Origin of the sequence: Klebsiella sp. I138 (assembly GCF_051131765.1) — a bacterium.
Lineage (GTDB): Bacteria > Pseudomonadota > Gammaproteobacteria > Enterobacterales > Enterobacteriaceae > Klebsiella.
The window spans coordinates 4,909,931-4,934,506 of the sequence record NZ_CP180447.1 but is presented as its reverse complement, the minus strand read 5'-3'; the positions used below and the strand labels follow the sequence as shown (position 1 = coordinate 4,934,506).

The 24,576-nt window shown below is 52.0% G+C and carries 22 protein-coding genes; 4 read left to right on the top strand and 18 right to left on the bottom strand.

The window, feature by feature from the left end; genetic code table 11:
• Positions 1-217 precede the first annotated feature (217 nt).
• From ACMYSK_RS23115 to ACMYSK_RS23055, 13 genes are all read right to left on the bottom strand, one after another.
• Complete coding sequence (locus ACMYSK_RS23115; RefSeq protein WP_434638735.1) at positions 218-1,360, bottom strand: Fic family protein; 1,143 nt, start codon at positions 1,358-1,360, stop codon at positions 218-220.
• A 270-nt stretch (positions 1,361-1,630) separates the two neighbouring features.
• A complete protein-coding gene (locus ACMYSK_RS23110) occupies positions 1,631-2,119 on the bottom strand; it encodes a hypothetical protein (protein WP_434638733.1) in 489 nt (162 codons plus the stop codon).
• Positions 2,082-2,837, bottom strand: a complete 756-nt coding sequence (locus tag ACMYSK_RS23105; RefSeq protein ID WP_434638732.1) for a winged helix-turn-helix domain-containing protein — start codon at positions 2,835-2,837, stop codon at positions 2,082-2,084. Before ACMYSK_RS23105 ends, ACMYSK_RS23110 begins: the two co-directional genes overlap by 38 nt.
• 113 nt (positions 2,838-2,950) lie before the next feature.
• Positions 2,951-3,733, bottom strand: a complete 783-nt coding sequence (locus tag ACMYSK_RS23100) for an EAL domain-containing protein (protein ID WP_434638730.1) — start codon at positions 3,731-3,733, stop codon at positions 2,951-2,953.
• Between the two features lie 92 nt (positions 3,734-3,825).
• Positions 3,826-4,692, bottom strand: coding sequence for an MrpH family fimbial adhesin (locus tag ACMYSK_RS23095; protein WP_434638728.1), 867 nt, complete (start codon positions 4,690-4,692; stop codon positions 3,826-3,828).
• Between the two features lie 265 nt (positions 4,693-4,957).
• Positions 4,958-5,824, bottom strand: a complete 867-nt coding sequence (locus tag ACMYSK_RS23090) for an MrpH family fimbial adhesin (protein WP_434638726.1) — start codon at positions 5,822-5,824, stop codon at positions 4,958-4,960.
• Positions 5,825-5,836: 12 nt separating this feature from the next.
• Positions 5,837-6,319, bottom strand: coding sequence for a fimbrial protein (locus ACMYSK_RS23085; RefSeq protein WP_434638725.1), 483 nt, complete (start codon positions 6,317-6,319; stop codon positions 5,837-5,839).
• Entirely contained in the window at positions 6,312-6,893 is a 582-nt protein-coding gene (locus ACMYSK_RS23080) for a fimbrial protein (protein ID WP_434638723.1), read from the bottom strand. The genes ACMYSK_RS23085 and ACMYSK_RS23080 overlap by 8 nt, the downstream gene beginning before the upstream one ends.
• Positions 6,894-6,909: 16 nt before the next feature.
• Positions 6,910-7,665 (bottom strand): fimbria/pilus periplasmic chaperone, encoded by a 756-nt coding sequence (locus ACMYSK_RS23075; RefSeq protein WP_434638722.1) that lies wholly within the window; start codon positions 7,663-7,665, stop codon positions 6,910-6,912.
• Positions 7,666-7,694: 29 nt separating this feature from the next.
• Positions 7,695-10,178 carry an outer membrane usher protein gene (locus tag ACMYSK_RS23070; RefSeq protein ID WP_434638721.1) on the bottom strand — a complete coding sequence of 828 codons (2,484 nt, stop codon included), beginning with the start codon at positions 10,176-10,178 and terminating at the stop codon, positions 7,695-7,697.
• A 1-nt stretch (position 10,179) separates the two neighbouring features.
• Complete coding sequence (locus ACMYSK_RS23065; protein WP_434638719.1) at positions 10,180-10,731, bottom strand: fimbrial protein; 552 nt, start codon at positions 10,729-10,731, stop codon at positions 10,180-10,182.
• A gap of 89 nt (positions 10,732-10,820) precedes the next feature.
• Positions 10,821-11,336 carry a fimbrial protein gene (locus ACMYSK_RS23060; protein WP_434638718.1) on the bottom strand — a complete coding sequence of 172 codons (516 nt, stop codon included), beginning with the start codon at positions 11,334-11,336 and terminating at the stop codon, positions 10,821-10,823.
• A 996-nt stretch (positions 11,337-12,332) separates the two neighbouring features.
• On the bottom strand, positions 12,333-13,232 hold the full coding sequence (locus ACMYSK_RS23055; protein ID WP_434638717.1) for a LysR substrate-binding domain-containing protein: 900 nt from the start codon (positions 13,230-13,232) through the stop codon (positions 12,333-12,335).
• Between the two features lie 99 nt (positions 13,233-13,331).
• Between ACMYSK_RS23055 and ACMYSK_RS23050 the strand changes: the two genes are divergently transcribed.
• A complete protein-coding gene (locus tag ACMYSK_RS23050) occupies positions 13,332-13,934 on the top strand; it encodes a short chain dehydrogenase (protein WP_434638716.1) in 603 nt (200 codons plus the stop codon).
• Between the two features lie 677 nt (positions 13,935-14,611).
• Positions 14,612-16,015, top strand: a complete 1,404-nt coding sequence (locus ACMYSK_RS23045; protein ID WP_434638715.1) for a purine-cytosine permease family protein — start codon at positions 14,612-14,614, stop codon at positions 16,013-16,015.
• Positions 16,016-16,202: 187 nt separating this feature from the next.
• Here the strand turns inward: ACMYSK_RS23045 and argE are convergent, their stop codons facing one another.
• The 5 genes from argE to ACMYSK_RS23020 all read right to left on the bottom strand — a co-directional run bounded on the left by argE (position 16,203) and on the right by ACMYSK_RS23020 (position 21,026).
• Positions 16,203-17,354: an acetylornithine deacetylase gene (argE, locus tag ACMYSK_RS23040; RefSeq protein WP_434638713.1), complete on the bottom strand. Its 1,152-nt coding sequence runs from the start codon at positions 17,352-17,354 to the stop codon at positions 16,203-16,205.
• Positions 17,347-18,021, bottom strand: coding sequence for a DUF1028 domain-containing protein (locus tag ACMYSK_RS23035; protein ID WP_434638712.1), 675 nt, complete (start codon positions 18,019-18,021; stop codon positions 17,347-17,349). The genes argE and ACMYSK_RS23035 overlap by 8 nt, the downstream gene beginning before the upstream one ends.
• 9 nt (positions 18,022-18,030) lie before the next feature.
• On the bottom strand, positions 18,031-18,453 hold the full coding sequence (locus ACMYSK_RS23030; protein ID WP_434638710.1) for a RidA family protein: 423 nt from the start codon (positions 18,451-18,453) through the stop codon (positions 18,031-18,033).
• A gap of 29 nt (positions 18,454-18,482) precedes the next feature.
• On the bottom strand, positions 18,483-19,748 hold the full coding sequence (locus ACMYSK_RS23025; RefSeq protein WP_434638709.1) for a flavin-containing monooxygenase: 1,266 nt from the start codon (positions 19,746-19,748) through the stop codon (positions 18,483-18,485).
• Positions 19,749-20,096: 348 nt separating this feature from the next.
• Complete coding sequence (locus tag ACMYSK_RS23020) at positions 20,097-21,026, bottom strand: LysR substrate-binding domain-containing protein (RefSeq protein ID WP_434638708.1); 930 nt, start codon at positions 21,024-21,026, stop codon at positions 20,097-20,099.
• A 530-nt stretch (positions 21,027-21,556) separates the two neighbouring features.
• On the opposite strand from ACMYSK_RS23020, the gene ACMYSK_RS23015 reads away from it, so the two are divergent.
• Positions 21,557-23,047 (top strand): aldehyde dehydrogenase, encoded by a 1,491-nt coding sequence (locus tag ACMYSK_RS23015; protein ID WP_434638707.1) that lies wholly within the window; start codon positions 21,557-21,559, stop codon positions 23,045-23,047.
• Positions 23,048-23,095: 48 nt separating this feature from the next.
• Positions 23,096-24,478 carry an aspartate aminotransferase family protein gene (locus ACMYSK_RS23010; RefSeq protein WP_434638706.1) on the top strand — a complete coding sequence of 461 codons (1,383 nt, stop codon included), beginning with the start codon at positions 23,096-23,098 and terminating at the stop codon, positions 24,476-24,478.
• Positions 24,479-24,576: the final 98 nt, after the last annotated feature.

The window sequence follows — 24,576 nt, the reverse complement described above, 5'->3', positions numbered from 1 at the left end:
GCACATCCCCACCTAATCCCGTTTTGTTTCGTGATTACCATCGCAAAATCAGAGCGATCTTTTACAGGGGCTTTTGTGGGGGCTCTGCTTGCTGAGAAATATCAACAAAAACAATAAAAATCATTTTGTTAATTGTAAATATGATTCCGAGTCCGGGCACCACTATTTAGAGAAACCAGCCTAAGGGCTGGTTTTTTGCTTTCTGCGAAAGGCATCATTACAAGTGAGGAATAAATCCCTCTTCCCGCAATACCTTAATCACCCCACGAATCAGATACGAGTTAGAAAACTTCGCCGTATAGCTACGAGCCCCCTCTTCTACTGGCTGGAGCAGTCCCCGTTCAATCAGCTTACCAAGCTGATAAGTCACCTGCGTTGGCTTCAGGTCTGGCAAAACAGCACGTAGATCGCCCGCTTTTATCGTCCCTAATTCGACTGCGCGTTTCAGTACCTTTGATTCCAGCGGGTTTATCAGTCCTCTCTCCGACGAAAAATCGATAGCCGGATACAAGATCTTTTCACTCAGAAAAGCATGGCTTGTCAGTTGATCGACTTTCTTCAGCTCAGAGGAAATCCCCGAAAGTACATATAAGCACCATTCTTCCAGCCCCTGCTCTGTTCCCTTATCGGCTAACGAAAGCATGGCGTAATAGCGTTCTCGATCGTTACAGAATACCGCAGTCGGATTGAGAACCCGCCCACCAGTCTGTACATTAAAGCCATACTTGATAAGCAACGCATAGGTCAGCAATCTGACCGTTCTGCCATTACCGTTACCAAAGGGATGTATCCAGCCAAAGCGGTGATGCACCAGGGCAATCTTCATCAGATCGTACTTTGGCTTATCGGCACGGTTAATGAAGGCTGTCAGCTCCGCCATATAATCAGGAACGTGGATATGGTCGGGCGGTAAATGATCAGATTGAGCAATGCTAACGCTATTCTGTCGATATGCGCCGGGCGTTCTGTCGCCTTCCTGTTGCAGTCCGGCAACCGCCAGACCATGTAACTCGCGAATAAAATATTCTGTTATATCATCGCCATCGTTGAGGTATTCGTCGATGAACTCCATCGCGGCTTCAATATTGTTGATTTCTTTGAGCTGGTCTGTCGAACTCTGCGTTCCTTCAACCTTGCTTTCAACATAGTCGGCAAGCGTAGTGTGGTTTCCCTCAATCCTTGCGGAACCAAGACTCTCCAGCATGTGGAAAACAGCCTTCAACTGTGCAAACAGGATAGGATGAACGTCAGTTTCCAGACGCAGGTGTCGGAGTAACTCCAGTTCCGTCAGCGCGTCGACTAAAGGGGAGTCAAAGCTGGGGTTCAGAAGCGAGAGTTCAAAGTGATTAAATTGAGCCATGATGTTTAGTTATCTCAACTGGTGAATAACAACATCTCAAAATTGTAGCAAAAATACTAATAAAATCTATAAATTAGAAATAATTCATTTTTTTATTATCTCAAAAATCGTTGCTTCAACATATCAAATGTAAGTTTGAAAGATGCGCAAAGCAATGCGACAGAAACCAGCCTAAGGGCTGGTTTTTTGCTTTCTGCGAAGCGGACTCTCCATCGAACTCCGTTCGATTATTCGCGGCAGGCCGCTCACCCCTCCGGGGCAAAGGTAATATCATGATATGACTTTGCAAATAAAAATGGTGCGCCTCAAATCGCTCAACCGCCAGATCCCACTTTGAATTTTATCCAGCCGGTAAAAGAAGATCGATTGAGACGATAACAGCGCCTGCGCAATATGATCCGGAAGGGTATCGGATTGATTTTTATCAACCCCCTCTCTATGCACTTCGGAGAACCCATTACTCTTGGTTTCCGTAAATAAGAGTCTGACATTACGGTCAATAATGTAGCTCTTCCCGCCATAAATAACCTTCCCATATTCAGCAACATAGCTCCTGCGCCCGTCTACGGGAACAAGATGAGCCGTTATTTGAATATCGCCATCTAACGTCTGAACACCTGATGAGCTCATTAAAATATCCACATTTCCTGAGCAGTTTAACTCTTCAACCGTCGACTCATTACGCATAATGACGAAAACAACCGTCAGAATAACAACACTACTAATTATGAATAATATCGACATAGTTTTTACACGCATTTATTTTCCCATCTACTCCGATACCGCATATAGACGCAATACTTTCCGGCACCCCACTTTTTTTGCCTCTGCTGGTCTCATCATAATAAACAACGGCAGGCTGGTTACACTGGGACAATAATTCTTTTCCTCTGGCACTTGAAAAATACTTTTTCACATTGCTTTTAATACCATTAAAAAAGTAAATATTACATTTCCCGACGTGGCCAAAAAGTTTATACTCCTGATTTTTTTCTTTATAAAAGAACACAATGGAGAAAAGTATAAATAAAACAAAGAGTGCTGAAAAAATGATCTGACCGTGATTTATCAGTAAGCCCTTTGGTTTAGTCTTTACGCTGCTCCCGACAACAGGCTCGCTTTCCAGGTTATTGACCAGAAAATCTGCTGTTATATTCTCCAGAATCAACTCATCGACATGAAACTCGAAGCCTTTTTTCGGTACGGTTTCAATCGTATTGTCTACTCCCACATCTCGTAATCCACGTCTTAGGCTACTGATGCTATTATTCAAGCTGCTTTCAGAAGAAACCAGGCCAAAGTCTTCCCACACTTTTTCCAGCAGGATTTCCCGACTTACCTGCAGATGGTTATGCTCAAGAAATACGATTAATAGCCGACATGCTGGATTAGACAGGACAACTTCGACACCATCATCGCCGGTTAATTTTCGCTCAGCGACAAGAAATTGTACTGTGCCATTAATTATATATTTCATCTACCTCATCACCAAGCATTCCAGTTAATTTTAAGACGATTACCCGAACGACATTAGCCATCGACTATATTTTTTATAGTACCTGTACATGGCATCTAAATAAAGACACAATTTCACTGTGTCTTTTTAATATAAGAAGATTCCAGATATACTTTAAGATTGTTATAACTCATTGGTTTGGCGTATAAAAAACCCTGCTGGTGAAAAACGCCTCTGCTATGAAAGTATTCGCTTTGGCTTTTTACTTCTACGCCTTCGACTACCACCGCGACGTTCAATGAACGCGCAAGCGTCAGGATCCCGTCTATCACCTTGTCGCCTTTAACCGAAAGATAGTTTTCAGTAAAGCATTTATCTAATTTCAGCCCGTCGATATCAAGCAGCAGTAAATAATTAAGGTTAGAATGACCAGTTCCAAAATCATCAAGAAAAATTTTGACATTAGTAAGCTGTAGCGTTTGCAGGGCAGACCTTGCGGCCTTGTTTAAGGCCTGTGTTTCGGTCAATTCAACAACAAACGCGTACCTTCCCGTCGGAAATTTAGACACAAACGATAAATACGTATTAATGAATCCGGGCGTTTGCACGGTGGCGACACTAAAATTCATCGCCAGATAAACTCCGTGAGGGAGTAAAGCACCCAAATCTTTCATATCACGCTCAACACATTGCATCAGGAACTCGGCTAATTCCCTCTCCAGCCCCAACCTCTCTAAATGTGAGAAAAAAAACGCCGGTGAATAAATAATACCATTAGTCCCTTTCCAGCGCGCTAAAACCTCGAGACCATCAACAACGCCAGAATCAACATTAATAATAGGTTGATAGTACGGGAAAATCTCTTCATTGTTCATCGCCCGGTGAAGCTTGCGCCGATAAAAGTCCAAATCTGACATGAAGCCTGCCTCAAGCATTAAAAAATAATCATTTCAGGCCAATAGGCATGAATATTTTGGCAAAGTGAATTCCGACAATATGCAATGGCACATTAGTTTAATTCCATAACGATAATTGCCGAGCCAGAAAATGAACCTGGCTTTACGCTCCCGCTGCTGCGAAGAACAGACTTCACGTTCAAAGCCCGGGTATAATCCACTTCATAGTTGGCCCCCGTCGTTGGAATAAGTGCATCATCCACGTACAGCTCACTATAAAAATCGCCACTATCAGAGAGCGATATTTTCGAATCGGGATACATATACAGCTTGAGTTCAGCCACTTTTGAACAGGTGATATTGACCGTCTCGGAAACAGAATGCCCCTCTACTTCACCGGACGACAGCACCCCGTGATCCAGGTTTATCACGTCATTGCCAAAGTTACAGGTTGTACTGGGCGTCGGCGCCACGCCGCATACCGAACTGGGTAGAAGGGGATGACCGTTAAACTGGTTGTTCACTGAAGAAGCGCCAGTCCCAAAGTTACTCCCCGCAGCATAAAATATGCCAACACACTCATCAGGAATGGTTTTATCTGACGAGTGCGTCATGGTTCCCGTTATCGGTAGATTGAGCGTTGGCTTCATTAATGAGCCTAACTCACCCATGGTTTTTGCCGTTAATAAAAAGGCATAGTATCCGGTCCCTCCGGTACCATAGTAATTTTTAACCGAGTAGCTTGATGTACCATCTTCATTATGACGGTGGGAAATAAACAGCGTACACGCACTTAAACCGTAGCAGGGATTCGGCGTATCATCGTCATCATCCCAGGCTTCAATTCGGTAAGTATACTCATAGTTATTATAAATTGCCCCGGAGGTATCGATCACCGAATCAATCCAGCTCCAGATTGCCGCCATAATATTTGCAGAAAAGAGCATCAGCACACTGACCATTAATACCTTTGACAACATAAGTTCATTCCCATACTCAACACTATCATTTTATTATTACGGGAACATTAAATATTCCCAATGTAATTTAATATTATTTATTCTTTACCAAAGCAGTCTGGAAATAATAATTCAATCAGATAAATATTACGTGTAACTCAGTCACTGACTGATATATTGAACGACGAACACGACGTTCATCATCGCCAGAAAATTATGTTAAATACGCCCCTCATTTATGCACAATGGCGTTTTACATAGTTTCATGACGATATTTTATCGTTTATCACTCCACCGTAATCAGCATGACCGTTGAGCCAGAAAACTCGCCAGCATCAATATTACCGTTAGTATGTAGAATCGATTTCACCGTCACATTTTCCTGCGCGGCCACATCCAGCGTGAAGCCTGCAGACCCCAGGACGTTGTCGTTCATATAAAGTTCGGAGTACAGACTCCCATCGTCGCGTAACGACACATGGTCAGAAGAATAAATGTACAGCTTGAGCGTCTGCGAGGTCGTACAGCTGATGCTGACGTTTTCACTGGCCTCATGTCCCTCCAGTTCCTGGCGCGTCAAGGTGCCGTGATCCAGCGTGAGCACATCCTGATCGAAATCGCATGAACCGCTTGGCGCCGGCGCAGAACCGCAGATACTGCCGGGCATAATGGGATGCCCCTCAAAGGCCGTTTGGTTCACGGCCGAACTATTGCTGCCCAGGTTTTTCCCTGCGGCGTAGAACAGGCCAACGCACTCTTCAGTCGCCACGGTGTTCGCTGTATGGTTGGTGGTACTGGAAAAGGGTAGCGAGAAAACCGTTTTGAACTGTTTTGCTAAATCACCGAGGGTTTCGGCCTCAATGATAAAAGGATAGGTGCCCGCTCCCCATGAGCGGACGATCCCGCTGCCTGAGGTGCCAGCCGCGTTGTGTCTGTGGCCAATGAAAAGGGTGCAAGCCGAAAGCGAATAGCACGGATTAGGTGTTGAATCGTCCTCATCCCAATCCGCAATAGTGAAGTTGTAGTCGTAACAATAGGTCTGGGTCGCCGAGCAGGTGCTCAAATCATCAATCCAGCTCCAGATAGATGCCGAAGAGACCGGACTGAACGCCAGTCCTGCCAATAAGATGACGGCGTATAACAATCGAATCATAAGTACTTTCCCTTACTGATACTGAATTTTCAGGGTGGCTGATGCGCTAAACACGCCGGTTTCGACTTCAGTCGCCTCGCTTTTAACCGGTGCCGCCTGCAACACCGGCACCTCGGGCCAGGTAAACGGCATCCAGGTGTTGAGCGGCATGGATACACCATTCATATACAGCTTGATCCCCAACCCTTCGCGATCGGTTGCCAGGTAGTCCTCGCTAAAGGTGCTCGCGATCCCCTCAAACTCCATTTCCAGATCGTTCGAGGTCAGATCCTCACACGTCAGTGAGTATTCGATAGCTTTCATAAAATTCTCGCCGTCAATCAGGCGAGGCTGCAGGTTGTTGCCAAAATCGACGTGGATAGTTTCACCGTTATTGATTTCACAAACGCCTTCCACCACCACGCCAGTCACATTGACCGTCAAGGAAGACCAGGACGCAGGCGCCAGCATCAGCGCTATCATGGCGCTCAGCAGTCGATACCGTGGATTAGTCATAATTAAGCCTGAAGTGAATCAGCGCCTGCCACGCTCCCGCCACCAGCGGTGCGGCGGTGCGTTCCGGTGCGATATAGTAAAAAAGCGTGTTGCCACCCGGATCGAGCAGCAGCGGGTGACCTTCACTGTTCAGACGAACGTCGCGATGCAGGCGGTCGCTCAGCCGGAGCGCTAATCCATTGGTCCCGGACACGCTGACCAGCCCGGGTTGAAAGCGTTCACCCGGCGCCACAAAACTCACCGTGACCGAGGGCATATCGCGGCTCCAGAGCAAATCGCCGCTCCAGGCATCGCGGATGGAAGACGGAGATGGCAAGCAATCTTCCAGCCGAATCGCCACCCTTACCGGCTCGCCCCGATCGCCGGGACGCTTCAGGCTGGCGGTCGCCGTATTCCCCATGTCGACTTCCTGCCAGGCCGACTCCATGGCCAGGCGGCAGGCGCTCTCCGTTAACGTACCGTGAACGTGCAACAGGCCATCGCTCCCGTCGACGCGATCGTCTGCGGCATTAAGCGGCGCGGCTGCCAGTATCAGGGCGAGCCACCCCCCTTTTTTCAAGCAAGCCATATTCATTTTGCTCTCCCGACGTTTATTTTTTCTTTTCCTGCGGTACGGCTTTGCATCCGCTGCCGCTACAGCTAAAGACCAGTTTCGCACGCCCGCCAAAGTCGTTGACGTAGGTCAGCACCGGCGCACCACCCAGTGCAGAAGCGGTCGGCACCAGCGTCAACTGCCCTTTCGGTTCCACCATAATGGGCTTGAACCCCGCAGCCGCTTTGCCGGTCAGCGTTGAAGAAGCATTGACCAGCGAGATGTAATATGGCGTCGGGTTATTGATCCGATACTTGTCGCCTTCACGCGTCAGAGTCAGCTGTTCCTGAAACGGCGTGGAATAATCTGCGCGTTTCACTTCGATAGCCGACGGGCGGTAGAAGAGCTTAATGCGGGTCTGTAACGCCAGCTGCAGGGTGTTGGGTTTGCTGCTTTTCGGCGGGATCTCGCGCAGATTGAAATAGAACAGCGATTCACGATCCTGCGGCAAACGCTGGATCGAGGCGGTAGATTGCACCTTAATCTGGCTCTGCTCGCCCGGTTCGATACGTTGAACCGGCGGCAGCAGCACCAGCGGATCGGTGATCTTTTTCCCCTGCGGATCTTCCACCCACCCTTGCGCCAGGTACGGCAGCGTTTTGTTCTCGTTGGTGAGACGTAGGCTGACCGACTTCGCCGCGCCGTCAAAAATGACCCGGGTTCTGTCCAGCGACACGGCAGCGCCCGCTTGCTGCGCCATACAGGAGATCATCAGTGCCATGCCCGCCAGGGCGGAAAAACGTATCATTGTCATCTCGGTTAACTCTTGTTAGTCAGGCCGGTTTATTCCGGCTCACAGGTTAAAAGCAGGTTTTCCAGTACCTCAGGCAGCGTGCCGGGCAGATGCACCACGCAGCGCGCTTTGCCATCCCATTTCACGGTCATTTTGCCGTTTGGTTGAATCCCGCTCAGCCAGACGCTTCCTTCGTCGTTCACGACGCCGGTTTCCTGGTTTTTTTCGTTCACCACGGAGGCGCCAAACGGTGGGAAGCTCCCGTCCGCCTTGCGGATAAAGGCCATCGCTTTGCCCCCGGAAATGACGTCGAACTGCCGATAGCCAATGGCGCCCTCGGTGAGCGTGGCCTGGGAGACGGAACGCGTGATATCGGCATTGTCATCCAGCTTGTCGACATCGATTCGAATAGGGTTACGGTAATAGCTGTTCACATCGGCAATCACAGCCTTGCCGAAGCCGTTCGTTTTCACCGAAGCGCCAAAGCCTTTCACCGGCACGCCGCTGACGCCAGCTGTATCCACCAGTACCCGACTGCCGCCGCGGGCATTGGAACGGTGCGCCGCTCCCCCTTCCGGGGTCATCGTCAGGCCGCCGGTAACGCTCATGCCCAGCGCGCTATAGCTCCCGGACTGATAGCTGGCATTGGCCTGAACCTGCGCACTGTCCCCAAGCCAGGTGTAATACCCGTATGCGGTCGGGCCACTGCGCGAGATGCCGCTGCTGACCTGGAAACTGTTGTGTTCGTCCACGCGACCGTAATAACTCACTCGATGAGTGTTATCACTGCGGTTGACGGTGGCGCCATAGCTCAGAGAGGTGCCGTTGCCGATGGGCAGCGACAGCGACACGTAGGCGCCATCGTCCTTAAAGGAGTAGTACTCGCTACGGTAGACTGAGATCGACATACTCATATTCTTAAACGGCCCGATGTCGAGATAGCGGGACAGGGACAGGCTCAGGCGGTCGTTATCGGCACTGTTCCAGTAGGTCTGGTGGCTGTAGTTGATATAGGTACTCAGCCCGAGATCGCGAAACCGCTTATTGAACGACACCGTATATTTCTCTTTCGGGCTGTGCGATGTGCCGTTGCCGTAGCGGGCGTCGAGATATTCCGACATGCTCATAAAGTCGCGTTCGGAGAAGCGATAGCCGGCGAAGGTGACCTGGCTGTCATATTCATCAAACGTTTTCGAGTAGCTCACGCGGTATGACGTCCCGGACAACGTACCTTCAGAAGGCAACGCGGCTCGTGACTGCGTCACGTCAAACGCCAGTGCGCCAAGCAAATAGAGGTCTCGCCCGGTTCCTATCGACAGCGCGTTATAGTCGCCGCCGAGAACCATCCCACCATACAGCGTCCAGCCGTTCGCCACGCCCCAGGAAACCTCACCGGAGCTGAAAACCGGTCCGGTCATGCGATGTTCCCATTCGGAGGGTTTACCCGCCGCCAGCTTGTAGCGCAGCGCGCCCGGACGCGTCAGATAAGGCACCGAAGCGGTGGTAACCTGGAAGACCTGCACGCTGCCATCCAGCTCTTCTACCCGTACGTCCAGCGTGCCGGAGACGGCATCATTGAGCTCCTGAATGCGGAAAGGCCCTGCCGCCACCTGGGTTTCATACAGCACGCGTCCCTGCTGACTGATCGTCACCTTGCCGCCGGCACGGGAGATCCCTGTCACTTCCGGCGCATAGCCGCGCAGGCTAGGCGGTAACATGCTGAGATCGGAATTCAGGCTCACGCCACTGAAGCGAAACGTGTCGAAGATATCTGAGCTGAGATAATCCTCACCCACCGTCAGCTTGGCTTTCAGAGAAGGGATCGCGCGATAGAGATAGTAGCGGCTAAAGGAGAAATCCTTGTCCGTGTAGCCGTTACGTTTGTTCCAGTTGGCCTGCCAGTCCGCACGAGCGCGCCATGCTCCCAGGTTGGCACCCAGTACGCCCGTTCCGCTGAAACTCTGGCTGTCGGTCCCGTTCTGGGAGTGCTGAGTCTGCATATTCAGGTTGTAGTCGGCCACCATCCCGCCAATACCGTCATCCCAGCGTGAAGGCGGGTCCCAGTTCGGCGCGGTGAACTCCAGCCATGCCTGAGGGATGGACAGGTACAGCGTGTCTTTCGCCAGGTCGACACGCATCTCCAGACCTTCAAGGCTGGACTTATCCAGGCACTGTCCGTCGCGCAGCCAGCGTAAATCGTCGATGGCGCTGGCCTTCATGTTGAAGCGTGAAATTTGCTCCGGCGTCAGGCAGATCAGGCTGTCCTGTCCGCTTTCACCGTCGGGGTAAACCACGATCTGTTCTTCACGGAGAATGTCCTTGTTCACCATGATGCTAAAGGTGTATTCCCCTGGCATCACGTAGCCACGGCGCGAGAAGTGGCTGAGATCGATATTGCTCTTGTCCTGAGTATCCAGTACGTCGGTATTAAACTGAATCTCATCGTCAGCCCATGTTCTGGTTGCTGATATCATCAGCCCCAGAATAAGCACGCTGAGCGGTGAACGTCGGAACAGCCGTGTTGTCTTTTTCATCTCAGTAGTAATCCATTCTGAAGCGAATCAGAGACTGGTAATCCCCGGCTTTAAGCGGCTGACCATTGCTGACAAGCTGCAGTGAATAATTCAAATTCATGCTTCCCGCCGTCACTTCTCTGGCGGGAAAGGCCACGCCAGGTTGGGCGATGTTGCCGTCCGTATCGCGGATGGCCAGCTCAACGCCCTCAGCGTCGCCGCGAATGGCAAATCGCTCAGCGCCGGTCATCGGCTCAAACGTTATCTGGTAGTACTCGGAGTCATATTTGCTGTTCCCTGGTGCAGGCAGCATCAGACAATTAATTAAGCGAACGGTGAATACGCGGGTTGGGCCATAGCCTTTGGTTGCGATGTCCGACACGGGCGTATCGCCCATTTCAATGGTTTGATCGCGACTATCCAGATCAATGGCACAGGGGGTGTAAAGCACTTCGCCTCTGATGAAAACGGCGCCCTCCCCGTGGTTTGCAGCAAATAATGGCAGGCAATAACCGGACAGGAGAAAAGGGAATGCTTTCACTATTTTTATTGTTCTGGGAAATATAAAACGCATAGCAAACCCTTTTCACTTATTCAGTCGGTATCGAATATCAGACGGCCAGTTACGGCCGTCTGAACGGATTAACGAAATAAGGTCAGGGCTTATTCGTACGCCAGGGTCCAGTTGGTTACGCCGGTGAAATCACCTTCGGTCGGCGCTGCGCCACCGATGATGTAAGCAGAGTAAGCGAGCGTGTTGTCGCCGTTGGCGATGGTCTGGCCAGCAGTCGCTTCACCGAGGGAGATGGTGTTGCTTGAACCATCGGTCATCACGATGCCGACGTCAGTTGCAGAACCGGTTACACCCAGAACTGCGCCGTCAACGTTGGAGTCTGCGCCGCTGAAGGTTGTGGTTACGGTGTTTGCCGTATCAACAGAGCAGTTTTCCAGGTGGATATAGAACGGAACCGGAGTAGAGGTCCCGCCGTTAGCGACAGCAGAGCTGGAAACCTGGCCAAGGCTGATGGTCTGGTCTTCGTCACCCGCCGCGATTGAGCATGGTGCGTCAATAACGGAACCCGTGAACGTAACCACACCACTACCTTGATCGGCTTGCGCACCAAATGCAGCCAGACCCGACGCGATTACCAGAGCAGAAAAAACGTTATTCAGTTTCATAAAACAATCCTTTTAATTGAACGAAAGACTTAATTACTATTAATAAATCGTCAAAAACCTTTCATTTCATTCATATTCAATAGCCCGACGACACTCCCTGTCAGAATTTAAGACATAAAGCTCCCTGCCCGCGAATATGCATGCAAATAAACATCCGAAAGATTCGAATAAACCTAAAACTGCCGGTTCCGATTTATCAATATGACACAACATCTAAAATCACATCACCAGTCGAGAGTCTGGCCCAAGGCTGAAATATAAACCCAAGCTCTCACTTCGCTGACGTTTTAAATTATCGTTCAATCCTCTGAAATTGGAAGACTAAAAAAACAGCAGGTTTAAAATGAAATACCATCTCTAAAAACATCAGATTTATTAGGACAAAAACACACGAAACTCACTTCATTAGATTTATATACTTACAATTCTATTAATATTAGGTTTTTATACTAACAATCAATATCTACGGCTCACCTGAGACATTAAAAAAATACAATATCCAGGCGCGAAAACCGCAATATCGCAAGGCTTGAATTATTATCTTCCCGGCATTGGGGTATTCACATATCGGTGAAATGAATGGATTCAGACCCTGCTACATTCAGGAGAAATGACAAATACACAGATAAATGTGCAGACGAAAGAATGCCGCTCTTCCAGAGCAGATGCGGACAACCCTGAGCTGAACGAAGCAATACAACAGCCGCTTTCGCCGTAGCAAAAAATATTCTGCTGCGGGCCGAAGACCTTTATCTATTTTTCAGACGACTGATGCCGGAGCTGCATGCGTAGAACAATGCGACAGCATCGCCAGAATGAAGAAAACACTTCAGTGAGGCGAGCCATAAGAAATGCGAGACATCTGAAATAACATGACTCCCTGGAGGAAAAAACAATAATATGAATGAAACATTTACCCAATATATTCCGTCGTGCACATCTTGTCGTTCCCGCGACATCTCTTTTCATATCACTGAAATGGCGCCGGGATAAATATCAAAGCTGCGGGGGCATCTCCCCCAGCGCCTTCAGTACATGCTGAACAAAGCGGGTCAGCTTCGGCAGCGGACGAAGATCCTGGCGCCAGAGGAGATGCACCGGCCGCGGGTGGGGAGTAAAGGCCTCCAGCACGCGCACGAGCTTACCGCTGGCCAGCGCCTCGCTCAGCAGCACTTCCGGCTGGAGCAACAGCCCGGCTCCGGCTATCGCCGCCATTCGCAGGCCGTAGCCATCGTTACAACGCAGAATGGCATCCCGCTTCCAGCGCACTGCGTCTTGCGCACCTGGCAATGTCCATTCATTGCGCGCCGTCCACACCGTGTGGGACAGGCAGAGATGATCGACTAAATCCGCCGGCACGACTGGCGTACCGTGGCGGGCCAGATAATCGGGCGCGGCGCAAATGACCATCCGATAAGGACAGAGGTACTTCGCCACCAGATCGGTGTTGTGAATCTCACCAATCCGGATCGCCAGATCAACCCCTTCATCGACAAGGTCAATCATCCGGTTAGTCAGGTCCAGCTCAATGCGGACATCCGGCCACGCCTGTAAAAAAGAGGCGGTCAGCGGCGCAATTGCGCAGGCACCAAAAGAGGTCGGCGCGCTGATGCGCAACGTACCGGCCGGTGCCAGTCGTAATCGCTCGACCGAGCTTTCAGCAATGGCGACCTGCTCAAGTACCCGTTTGGCCTCTTCATAATAGACTCGCCCGGCATCGGTCAGGCTCTGACGGCGGGTGTTGCGCTCAAGCAGGCGGGTGCCAAGCTGACGCTCTGTCAGCGCGATATATTTCCCCACCATCACCGCCGAAATCTCCAGCCGCGATGCTGCTTCGGTAAAACTGCCGCATTCCACCACGGCGATAAACGTCTCCATCCCGCGCAGCTTATCCATATTACAAACCTCTGGTTAGTCATCATCTAACTTTTAGCCAGTTTATCCGATATCTGTTTCATTAAAGAATAGAGGCTCACACCAGAACGGGAGTCAGCCATGAAAATCGTCATTATTGGTGCCAGCGGTACCGTCGGACGCGCAGTTGTCGAAGAACTGAAGCGTAAACATGAAGTCATTCGCGTAGGTCGTACTCAGGGCGATCTTCAGGTTGATATCACCTCGCAGCCGAGCGTCGAGGCACTCTTTGAAAAAGTGGGCCAGGTCGATGCGATCGTCTCGGCTACCGGCAATCTGTTCTTTGGCCCGCTGGCGACCATGACGGACCGGGATTTCAATCAGGGCCTGCAGGACAAACTGCTGGGACAAATCCGCCTTGCGCTAACCGGGCAGCATTATCTGAATGAAGGCGGCTCAATTACGCTTATCAGCGGTATAGTGGCCCATGAGCCGATCGCCCAGGGCGTCAACGCCACCACGGTGAATGCCGGGCTGGAAGGTTTTGTCCGTGCCGCTGCCTGCGAACTCCCGCGTGGGATCCGCATCAATTTGATAAGCCCTACCGTTCTGACGGAGTCGCTTGCCGCTTATGACGGTTTCTTCCCCGGATTCGACAGCGTTCCTGCCGCTGCCGTTGCTCAGGCCTATCGCCGCAGCGTGGAAGGTGTACAAAGCGGGCGGGTGTACACCGTCGGTTACTGACTTGTGGGAACGCCGGCAAATTTTGCCCGGGCAGAGTCTGTCCTGTCCCCCGCCGGATAGCGGGGGACAGGCAACGTTCCGCCGACATTTTCCCGCTAAGAGAAAAGAAAAAGAGCGCATTACGTGTTGTAAATATTGATCTGCTGCACACTCCAGATAAATGCATTTAATTGTGAAGCTTCCCGCATCATTTATTTCTCTGACCTGCTTTTAATGACATTACTCTTTGAGTGAAAAAATTCAACTCTTTGATTTTAAGCCATAAATATCACACATTCGCAAATAAAATCTCTTTATTCTCGCGCTATCGCTTTTCCACATATTTACCAGGCCTTTCCCATTCCACCAGACAACCAATCATTCCAGGCAACAACCGCCTCTGCGGAGTTTTATCTGTCTGAAAATAGCCTTCCAGCGGGGTTAATTATTGAATCCCAATATAAGCAGCATAAATCTCTGAAAAAGAGTTTTGACGGCCTACTCAACACGGTGATTCAGGGCACAGGCCGTGCGTAAAGCATTTTTTTTATATCGACGTTCGACATTTTTAATAATTTCCAAAATGATGCAGGATTGTGACAATAGTAAACGAAATGTTATGATGAGTAGATTAGCTGTACTCCTCATTGGAATATCAATCTAACGCTGATTTAGCCCTACAGTGATGAGAGAGCACCATGACTAAACCTCAATCCGTCCATGTTGAAAATCTCGAAAGTAATACCATAAGACCTATTCCGCTTAATATGCGACACGGCAAACCCGGCGATCTTTTTACCATTTGGTTTGGCTCAAATATCATGTTATTAACCGTTATCACCGGAGCCATGGCGGTAACGATTTTTCATCTTTCATTTTTATGGTCAGTCATTGCCCTTCTTATCGGCAGCCTGGTTGGCGGTCTTTTTATGGCATTACATTCTGCCCAGGGCCCGAGACTAGGCGTCCCACAAATGGTTCAAACCAAGGGGCAGTTTGGCTCCTATGGTTCGGTACTGGTCGTTTCGATTGTCGTATTAATGTATATCGGATTTACCGCCTCCAGTCTGGTATTAGGCGGGCAGTCGATGCATGCTATTTATAAACCGATGAACTCCGACGTAGGGATTATTGTCGTCGGGGCGCTCAGCTTATTCGCCACCATCTTTGGCTACAAAATCATCCACTCCTACGCCAGAATCATGTCGTGGATTTCCGGTATTGTGCTGGCCGCCACTTTTTTGTGGATCGTGTTCGTGCATGGCCTGCCGGTCGATTTTCTCGACCGCGGCGGCTTTAATAAAGTGGGCTTTCTCGGCGCGGTATCCATTGCCGCACTGTGGCAACTCGCCTATGCGCCGTATGTCTCTGACTATTCTCGCTATATGCCCTACAGCACCAACGATAAAAGTGTCTTTTATGCCAGCTACTCTGGCTGCATTTTAGGCTCTTATCTGCCGATGGTCCTTGGGGTACTGGTCGCCACTTGCATTAGCAATGATGATATTATTCAAGGCATTATTGACCTGACGGGCGGAATGGGTGCCCTGGTTATTGTGGTTCTGGCATTAGGTATCGCCGCCACGAACTCCATGATGCTGTACTGCGGGGTACTCTGCACCTTAACCTTAGGCCAGACCTTTATTGATGGCTGGTCGCCGATGGCCCGGGCCAGAATAATTACCGCCATTTTGACAATGCTCCTCGAAATATCACTGGCGATCTATGGTCAGGAAAACTTTTTACTCATCTACACTAACTTTATAACCGTTCTGTTATACGTGCTGGTACCATGGACGGCAATTAACCTGGTAGATTACTACCTTGTTGCTCATGGCGAATATGATGTTGATTCCTTCTTTAAACGCGATGGCGGCGTCTACGGTTATTTTAATGCGACTGCCATCTTCTGTTATTTATTAGGTATTGCGGTAGAAGTGCCGTTTATGTCGACGGCAATTTATACCGGCCCGGTTGCACTGTCATTCGGCGGGGCTGATTTATCATGGATTATTGGCCTGCTGGTGGTTTCTCCTGTCTATTATTATCTCTCGAAAGCGAAGACGGTCAAGAAGATGGCCTTTGCAAAAGAGAAAGCTTAAGCAGCACATTCCCTCAGGTGATTATTTCGCTCCGGACAAGTTCCGGAGCTTTTTTATTTCCAGAGTGGAAGATAATTAAAAATGGCAGGATCTAATCAATACAGGAACGGTCTGCCAGAACATAACGAAGAGAAAAGATGCGGGGAAGAAGTCTGCGAGCATGCGCCCGAAAACGGGCGCCAAAGGTTCAGGAGGCGGCCATCCAGTGGCGCAGGTTATCCAGCATTGTCAGACACTGTTCCAGTTGAGTCAGGGCAATAAACTCATCGGGCTTGTGGCCCTGATCCATACTTCCCGGTCCACAGATCATCGTCGCTACGCCTGCCTCGTCAAACAGACCGCCTTCGGTACCAAATGCGACGGTAGCAAAGTCATCATTTCCCGCCCACTGCGCCAACCAGCCAGCAAAAGACGACTGCGTGTCGCTCAACAGGCCGGGATACTGACTGAGCGGCTGAAAGCGAATCGCTGCCTCCTCCGCGACCGTGCGCATTGCCTTCACCAGCTCGTCTTCGGCATACGTCCGCAGCCCGGCGATCGTCTCGTCGAGTGATACATCCGGTAAATGGCGAATTTCGAAATCAAACTGGCAGCGTTCAGGTACGATGTTAAGCGCCGCACCGCCCGTAATCAGCCCCACCTGTAAGGTGCTATAGGGGGGATCAAAGCGCGGATCCTGCCTGAGCGCCAGTTTTTCACCCAGCACGCCCAGGCGGGTAATGAGCTTTGCCGCATACTCAATGGCATTCACGCCGTCTGGGGCATAGGCCGAATGGCAGGCCTTACCGTGAATATGGCAGCGCATGGCTAATTTACCTTTATGGCCGTAGACCGGGCGCATCGCCGTCGGCTCACCGATAATGCACAGAGCTGGCTTGTCTTTTGAGGCTTTGAGATGGTTCACCAGACTGCGAACGCCAAGACACCCCACCTCTTCGTCATAGGAAAAGGCCAGATGCAGGGGCATGCTTAAAGGTTGCGCGAGAAAAGCAGGAATGCTGGCCAGCACACAGGCAATAAAGCCCTTCATGTCAGTGCTGCCGCGCCCGTAGCACAGGCCATCGCGCAGGGTGAGTTCAAAAGGAGGGACCGTCCAGCGCTGACCGTCAACCGGGACCACATCGGTATGGCCGGAGAGCATCACCCCCCCCGGTCCCGACGGCCCCAGGCGGGCATAGAGATTGGCTTTTTTGCCATCGTCATCGTAGAACAGCCGGGATTCAATGCCAAAACCGCTCAGAAAGCGGTTTATGTAGTCGATCATTGCCAGATTGGATTCACGGCTGGTGGTATCAAAAGCCAGCAGCGTTGCCAGTATCTTCCGTAGCTCATTATTCATCGCCCGGTACTCCGTAGCTGGGGGCCTCCCGCGGGTCGAGCGCACGCGTGATATAGGCCTGCATCTGCGGTTCATACGCCTGCCAGAGCGCAGCAAGCTCGCCAATGGGATCGTCCTCGCTCCAGTCAATGCGCAGATCCACCAGCGGCCACGAATAGTCATCCACGACCTTCACCGCCGCTGAGTGGACCGGCCCGGCCTCCCCCCCGCAGGCCAGACCGGCCTGAAGCGCGGCCACCAGCCGCAGCGCCATTTCGCCCTCGCTCTGCTGAAAACCGGCCACCATCGCCTCAATTACCGACGTACTGGCCAGCATATTTCCGGCGGCAATGCAGTTTTCGCCTTCGGCAACATGGTAAATACCAAGAGTTTTATCTCCGCTGAAGGCGGCGGTTTTCCCGTTCGCATCGATGGCGATAATCTGCCGGTAGCGGCTGAAATCATCCTCCGCCAGCGCCCTGCGCAACGCCATCTCCGGTGCTAAACCCTGTTCCAGCTGCGCCAGCGCCAGCTGCCCTAGCGCCGGTAACGTGATGTTCTGACTGGACACCGCCCCGACCCCGGCCTGTAGCCACGGGCAACGCGCGCCGACGGCAATACTGGAGGAGCTGAGCGCAATGCCAAACTGCCCGCTTTCCGGGCAATATGCTGCGATAGAAAACGTCATCGTCGCTCCTTACTTCAGGTAATCATCGGGGATCACGGCAATCACATCGATCTCCATCAACCATTGCGGCTGCGCCAGCGCTGAAATCACCAGCCCGGTGGAGATCGGGAAGACGCCCTTCAACCATTTACCCACCTCCTGATACACCGGCTCGCGATAACGCGGGTCAATGATGTAGGTGGTGGTTTTCACGATGTGCGACAGGTCGCTTCCGGCCTCTTCCAGCAGCTGTTTGACGTTTTTCATCGCCTGCTCAGCCTGAGCCTGCGGGTCGCCCAGCCCGACCAGATTACCGGAAAAATCCGTTCCCACCTGGCCGCGCACGTAAACGGTATTCCCGGCGCGAACCGCCTGACATAAATCGTTATCCAGGCTCTGATTGGGGTAAGTTTCTTTCGTATTAAACATGCGAATACGGGTATGCGTTGGCATCTATTTTATCCTGTTTAGTAGGCGAGTGTTCAGCGCTGACCGGCATCCTGGTACTGGCTGTATTTACGCTGGGTAGCAATATGGTCGGCAATATGTTTCGCGTCATGCCAGACGCCCCAGATAAAGGTTGATCCCCGGCGCGACAGCCACGGCAAACCGAGGAAATAGACGCCCGGCTCGCTGGAGACGCCGCGCTGGTGCTGCGGACGCCGTTGCTCATTGAAGGCATTCACATTGAGCCAGCTGTAATCCACGGCGTAGCCGGTTGCCCAGATAATGGTGGTGATACCCGCCTGCGCGAGATCCAGGGAGAGAACTGGCGAAGTCATACACGGTGGGTCAGGCAAAAACGTGCGGGCGCCAGGCTCCAGCGGGAGATCCAGGCCGTTGGCGTCAACGTATTGATCCGCGGCATCCAGCAGTGCCAGGTAGTTCTCATCCCCGCGGCGAATGTTGTCACACAGGTCTGACTGGAAGGTTACCGTCCCGGACTCAAAGGCTTTCGTCAGCCCGACCAGGGTAATCCCGCGCTGCGCCAGCTCGCGGAAGTCCACGGTGTGCCCGCCGTGGGCACCGCTGACCGCAATCGTGACATGCTCTTTGCCCGGTGCGCTGGCGGGGGTATCCCACATTCCCAGCACCCCCAGCCACCAGCAGAAATCCCGGTTGCGATACGCACGCGGTGGGCGGTCGTGGGCGCCGACGGATAAATAGACCTGACGGCCAGCGCGCTGGAGTTCATCGGCAATCTGTACGCCGGAAGAGCCTGCGCCAACGACCAGTACCGCCCCTTCAGGAAGCTGTTCGGGGTTGTAGTATCTGGCGGAGTGGATCTGATGAATACTGCTCTCTTTCGGCGCAATCGGTGGAATCACCGGCTTTTGAAATGGCCCGGTCGCCGCGACAATACGCTGGGCTTCAATCACGCCATCGGTGGTCTCAATGGTAAAACCCGGACGCCCGCTATTGCGAACCGCGCTCTTTACTTCGACGCCGGTACGCACCGGCAGTGCGAATGCCCTGACATAATCTTCAAAATATTCCGCCACATCATCTTTGGGAATAAAGCCGTCAGGATTGCCGCCTTTAAATTCCATGCCCGGGAAACGGTCGTGCCACGCCGGACCGTTAGCCACCAGCGAGTCCCAGCGTCCGGTCCGCCAGGCCTCGGCGATACGGTTTTTCTCAATAACCAGATGTGAGATCCCAAGCTTCGTCAGGTGCTCACTCATGGCGATACCGGCCTGGCCCCCGCCAACAATCAGCGTATCAATATTCATTTTTTCTACGGTCATAAATGTGTCCTTCGAATGGTGTTCAATCGCCAGGAATAAACCACTGCGCAGGACTGAGGTTAATAAACCGTAACAAGCAGGTAAATTATTATAAATTTAGAACCTGAGAATAAAATAGTGATGCAGAACGCAGCACCTTGAATTTAATGGATAAAAATTACATTCACGGCAATTTATCGACAAAAGATAATCTGGCGCATGCTGAATTATTTATAAAAAAGAAAATGCAAATGCCATAGCCTATAAAAAATATTATCAGAGACTCGTTTTTTTATATTTAATTCATCGGGTGGCCAGAAACGAGAACGGCCCGCAATTATGCGAGCCGTCTCTCATTATTCCCTGTATTTACGCCACCCGCGCGTCGATATCCACCGGACTGAGTACCGCATGGCGACAATATTCCATAAACAGCCTGGTGGGTTTGGTCGGCTCGCTGCTGCGCAGGTGTGCCATCACCAGCGTGGAGTTCGCCATCTCATCCTGGATTTCCACGCAGCGCACCTGCTGGCCATCGTAGGTTATATCCGAAACCGGGCGAGTCACCAGCACGGAAAAGCCCAGTCCCTGGCCAACCATGCAGCGCACCATCTCAATGGACGGTGAACTGTAGGCGATCTGCGGGTTATACCCTTTATCCTTGAAGATACTGAGAAAATAGTTTCGGCTTGGCACCACGTCCAGCAGCACCATCGGCAAATTATTCAGCTCTGAGAGTTTCACCGTCGCCCGCTGCGCCAGCAGATGATTTGCCGGCAGCAGAGCATAAGGCTTCTGTGGCGCATTAAGACTTTCCGTATGCAGAGCGGTATCCAGCTCAAGGTCATATAAAAACGCCAGATCGAAGCGACCGCGATGCAATCCGTGGGCGATTTCATGCTGCTCACCATCGCAAATTTTGAGGGTGATATCCGGATAGATTTTTTTAAACCCGGCAATCAGCGAAGGTAAATAGAGCGGTGCCGCCGTTTCAAAACAGCCGAGGGAAATAATGCCGGAGACCAGTTCATTATCCGCTTTCGAGTTTTGCTCAAACTGGTAAGAAAGCCGCAGCAGCTCTTTCGCCTTTTCATAAAAGCGCTGCCCGCTGGGCGTCATAGAAACCCCCTGCGCGTGGTGGCGAATAAAGAACTGTTGTTCAAACATATCTTCCAGCGTTTTCACCGCAATGGAGATTGACGGTTGCGCGATATGCAACTGTCTGGAGGCTTCAGCAATACTCTCCGCTTCAACAACGGCGACAAAGTATTTGAGCTGTTTCAGGGTGAAATGGGGCATGTGACACCTTATTTTTTATTCTCAGAGAGATAAGCTAAATAGCTTTAAACGATGCCACCCTGTACCCGCAACCCCGCCAGCAGAAAAAAGATCAACTATCCGACGCGGGTCAGATTTTTACAGAAATTTAACAGACAAAACGCATAAAAGCTGCGAGCCAGCAATAGCAACGAGACCTCCGCTGCGGTTGTATCATGGCCATTCATCTTTTTTTTATTCTCAACAATAAGATTAGAGAATATTTAATCTATTCAAATGAAGGGAGCGACGGTGGTAAAAACAATCCGGCATGGAAATAAAAATTGTTTTAATACAAATAATTAAAAATAATCCCTTCTCAATTTCATGAATGCTGTCACAGAAATAACCGACGTTGGCGCCGCCGGAGATTATCGCCTCCCCGGGACTAACAAAGTTTTTTATGGAGGTTACCTAGATTTTTAGTCCTTTCTCGCCGCCGCCCCCTCCTGCATCATGAATCAACAGCAACAAATAAATAACAAATAAGCAACACACTAAGAGAGAGGCGTATGTCTGACAGAAACTTTTGGCAGAACAAACTGCGGGAGCAGCGCTTTATCAGCCACGCGATCGTTGATGGCCGCCCCTGCCTCGCCAGGAGCCGCAAAGTCTGCCCGGCGGTCAACCCGGCAACCAATAGCGTGCTCGCGGAGGTCACGGCGCTGCAGGCGGAAGATATTGATATCGCGGTGAAATCATCCCGCGCCAGCTTCGCCTCCGGCGCCTGGTCTGGCCTATCGCCGCAGGAACGTAAAACCGTGCTGCTCAGGCTCTCCGCACTGATTCTCGAACACCGTGAAGAGCTGGCGCTGCTGGAAAGTGCGAGTATGGGCAAACCGGTCAACGACGCGCTGAGTGTCGATATCCCCGGCGCGGCGCATGTGCTGGCCTGGTACGCCGAAAGCGTCGATAAAATTTATGCCGAGGTCGCCCCAACCCGTAAAGGGTCACTTGCCACCCTCACCCGCGAAGCGGTGGGCGTGGTGGCGGCCATCGTACCGTGGAACTTTCCCCTCGATCTTGCCTGCTGGAAACTGGGGCCAGCGCTGGCCGCCGGGAACAGCGTGATCCTCAAGCCATCTGAAAATTCGCCCTTCTCAGCGTTGCGCCTGGGTGAACTGGCGCTCGAAGCGGGCCTGCCGCCCGGCGTTCTGAACGTGGTCACCGGCCTCGGTACCGAGGCGGGAGCCGCGCTTGGATTGCATAACGACATCGATGTCATCACCTTTACCGGCTCGACTGACGTCGGCAAGGCTTTCATGGCCTATTCCGCGCAGTCAAATCTGAAACAGGTCTGGCTGGAGTGCGGGGGCAAAAGCGCCAATATCGTCTTTGCCGACTGCCAGGATCTCGATCTGGCGGCGGAAAAAGCGGCTTTCGGCATCTGCTTTAACCAGGGGGAGGTCTGCTCTGCCAACTCCCGCCTGCTGGTAGAGCGCACGATTTACAGCGACTTTGTCTCGCGGCTACAGCGCAAAATGGAAGCATGGGCCCCGTCTCACCCCTTTGATCCGACAGCAAAAATGGGGGCGATGGTCAGCGCGGCGCACGCGCAAAAGGTGATGCGTGCAATCCGCGCTGCTGAGCAGGCAGGTGCGCGCGTGCTGACCGGCGGCCGCGAAGTCGAAATTGAAGGGGTCGCCAACTATGTCCAGCCCACGCTGCTGGATACGGTGAGCGAAGAGATGTCGCTGTGGAAGGATGAAATTTTCGGCCCGGTGCTTGCCGTTATCCCTTTTGATGATGAACAGCAGGCCATCCAGCTGGCCAATAACCATATTTACGCCCTCGCCGCCTCGGTCTGGACCGACGACCTGCATCGCGCCCATCGCGTTGCCGGACGGCTTAACGCCGGCACGGTGTCGGTCAATACCGTCGATGCCCTGGATGTCACCGTGCCGTTTGGCGGCAATAAACAGTCTGGTTTTGGTCGGGATTTGTCGCTGCATGCCTTCGACAAGTTTACCTGCCTGAAAACGACCTGGTTCCAGTTTCGCTAGCAGGCGGCGGCCTCGCCTTGCTCTGATTCCGCTTACAGGAGAGATAAAATGACTCACCCGATTCACCCGACGCGTTCCACTTCCGAGTATCAACGCGGGGATGCCGCACACCATATCCATGCGTTTCTCGACCAGAAAGCGCTGAACGCCGAAGGACCGCGCGTCATGGTGCGCGGCGAAGGCCTGTACCTTTGGGACAATGACGGCAATAAATACCTTGATGGGATGTCCGGGCTGTGGTGTACCCAGCTAGGCTACAGCCGCCAGGATCTGGCGGATGCCGCAGCGGCTCAGTTCGCCAAACTGCCCTATTACAATATGTTCTTTCACACCACTCACCCGACGGTGATCGAGCTGTCAGAGCTGCTGTTCAGCCTGCTGCCCGGGCACTACAGCCACGCTATTTATACCAACTCCGGCTCCGAATCGAATGAAGTGCTGATCCGCACCGTGCGCCGCTACTGGCAGATTCTCGATAAGCCGCAGAAAAAGGTAATGATTGGCCGCTGGAACGGCTACCACGGCTCCACCCTGGCCGCCACTGCCCTTGGCGGCATGAAGGCCATGCACACCATGGGCGGGATGATCCCCGACGTGGCGCATATTGATGAACCCTACTGGTACATGCACGGTGGCGACCTGACCCCGCAGGAGTTTGGTCTGCGCTGCGCTCGCCAGCTGGAAGACAAAATTCTGGAGCTGGGCGCAGAGAACGTTGCTGGCTTTATCGCTGAACCATTCCAGGGCGCAGGTGGGATGATCTTCCCACCGGAGAGCTACTGGCCGGAAATTCAGCGTATTTGTCGGAAATACGACGTGCTGCTGTGCGCCGATGAAGTGATTGGCGGCTTCGGCAGAACCGGCGAATGGTTTGCACACCAGTATTTTGGCTTTGAACCGGATACGCTCTCCATCGCCAAAGGGCTGACCTCCGGCTACGTGCCGATGGGCGGTCTGGTGTTGAGCAAACGTATGGCCGACGTGCTGGTCGAGAAAGGCGGCGTGTTTGCCCACGGTCTGACCTATTCCGGCCACCCTGTCGCCGCGGCCGTCGCCATTGCCAACCTGAAAGCGCTGCGGGATGAGCAGTGGGTGACGACCGTACGTAACGACAGCGGCCCCTATTTGCAAAAAACGTTGCGCGAAGTGTTTGGGAATCACCCTCTGATCGGAGAAATCCAGGGCACCGGCCTCGTCGCCGCCCTGCAGTTCGCCGAAGATAAGCAAACCCGCAAACGCTTTGCTAATGAAAACGATCTGGCCTGGCGCTGCCGGACGATCGGCTTCGAAGAAGGGGTGATTATCCGCTCTACGCTGGGGCGCATGATTATGGCGCCAGCACTGATTGCCAGCCACAGCGAGCTGGATGAGCTGGTCGAGAAGACCCGGCGCGCCGTCGACCGCACCGCCAAAGAAATTGGCCTGCTTTAAGCACCTTCCCCGTTAGCCGGATCGCCGCGCTAACGGGTCACCTCTTTCCCTCATAAATCAGCCCGCGCACTAGCGGGCTAATTTGCTATCTCCAGAAC

Bases quoted from the DNA above. Each gene is read 5' to 3' on its own strand.
- ACMYSK_RS23090 (WP_434638726.1), bottom strand. From the start codon at position 5,824: ATGATTCGATTGTTATACGCCGTCATCTTATTGGCAGGACTGGCGTTC.
- ACMYSK_RS23115 (WP_434638735.1), bottom strand. From the start codon at position 1,360: ATGGCTCAATTTAATCACTTTGAACTCTCGCTTCTGAACCCCAGCTTT.
- ACMYSK_RS23025 (WP_434638709.1), bottom strand. From the start codon at position 19,748: ATGACCGTAGAAAAAATGAATATTGATACGCTGATTGTTGGCGGGGGC.
- ACMYSK_RS23015 (WP_434638707.1), top strand. From the start codon at position 21,557: ATGTCTGACAGAAACTTTTGGCAGAACAAACTGCGGGAGCAGCGCTTT.
- ACMYSK_RS23075 (WP_434638722.1), bottom strand. From the start codon at position 7,665: ATGACAATGATACGTTTTTCCGCCCTGGCGGGCATGGCACTGATGATC.
- ACMYSK_RS23085 (WP_434638725.1), bottom strand. From the start codon at position 6,319: ATGACTAATCCACGGTATCGACTGCTGAGCGCCATGATAGCGCTGATG.
- ACMYSK_RS23080 (WP_434638723.1), bottom strand. From the start codon at position 6,893: ATGAATATGGCTTGCTTGAAAAAAGGGGGGTGGCTCGCCCTGATACTG.
- ACMYSK_RS23030 (WP_434638710.1), bottom strand. From the start codon at position 18,453: ATGCCAACGCATACCCGTATTCGCATGTTTAATACGAAAGAAACTTAC.
- argE (WP_434638713.1), bottom strand. From the start codon at position 17,354: ATGAATAATGAGCTACGGAAGATACTGGCAACGCTGCTGGCTTTTGAT.
- ACMYSK_RS23035 (WP_434638712.1), bottom strand. From the start codon at position 18,021: ATGACGTTTTCTATCGCAGCATATTGCCCGGAAAGCGGGCAGTTTGGC.
- ACMYSK_RS23020 (WP_434638708.1), bottom strand. From the start codon at position 21,026: ATGCCCCATTTCACCCTGAAACAGCTCAAATACTTTGTCGCCGTTGTT.
- ACMYSK_RS23050 (WP_434638716.1), top strand. From the start codon at position 13,332: ATGAAAATCGTCATTATTGGTGCCAGCGGTACCGTCGGACGCGCAGTT.
- ACMYSK_RS23010 (WP_434638706.1), top strand. From the start codon at position 23,096: ATGACTCACCCGATTCACCCGACGCGTTCCACTTCCGAGTATCAACGC.
- ACMYSK_RS23060 (WP_434638718.1), bottom strand. From the start codon at position 11,336: ATGAAACTGAATAACGTTTTTTCTGCTCTGGTAATCGCGTCGGGTCTG.
- ACMYSK_RS23095 (WP_434638728.1), bottom strand. From the start codon at position 4,692: ATGTTGTCAAAGGTATTAATGGTCAGTGTGCTGATGCTCTTTTCTGCA.
- ACMYSK_RS23070 (WP_434638721.1), bottom strand. From the start codon at position 10,178: ATGAAAAAGACAACACGGCTGTTCCGACGTTCACCGCTCAGCGTGCTT.
- ACMYSK_RS23110 (WP_434638733.1), bottom strand. From the start codon at position 2,119: ATGCGTGTAAAAACTATGTCGATATTATTCATAATTAGTAGTGTTGTT.
- ACMYSK_RS23100 (WP_434638730.1), bottom strand. From the start codon at position 3,733: ATGTCAGATTTGGACTTTTATCGGCGCAAGCTTCACCGGGCGATGAAC.
- ACMYSK_RS23065 (WP_434638719.1), bottom strand. From the start codon at position 10,731: ATGCGTTTTATATTTCCCAGAACAATAAAAATAGTGAAAGCATTCCCT.
- ACMYSK_RS23055 (WP_434638717.1), bottom strand. From the start codon at position 13,232: ATGGATAAGCTGCGCGGGATGGAGACGTTTATCGCCGTGGTGGAATGC.
- ACMYSK_RS23105 (WP_434638732.1), bottom strand. From the start codon at position 2,837: ATGAAATATATAATTAATGGCACAGTACAATTTCTTGTCGCTGAGCGA.
- ACMYSK_RS23045 (WP_434638715.1), top strand. From the start codon at position 14,612: ATGACTAAACCTCAATCCGTCCATGTTGAAAATCTCGAAAGTAATACC.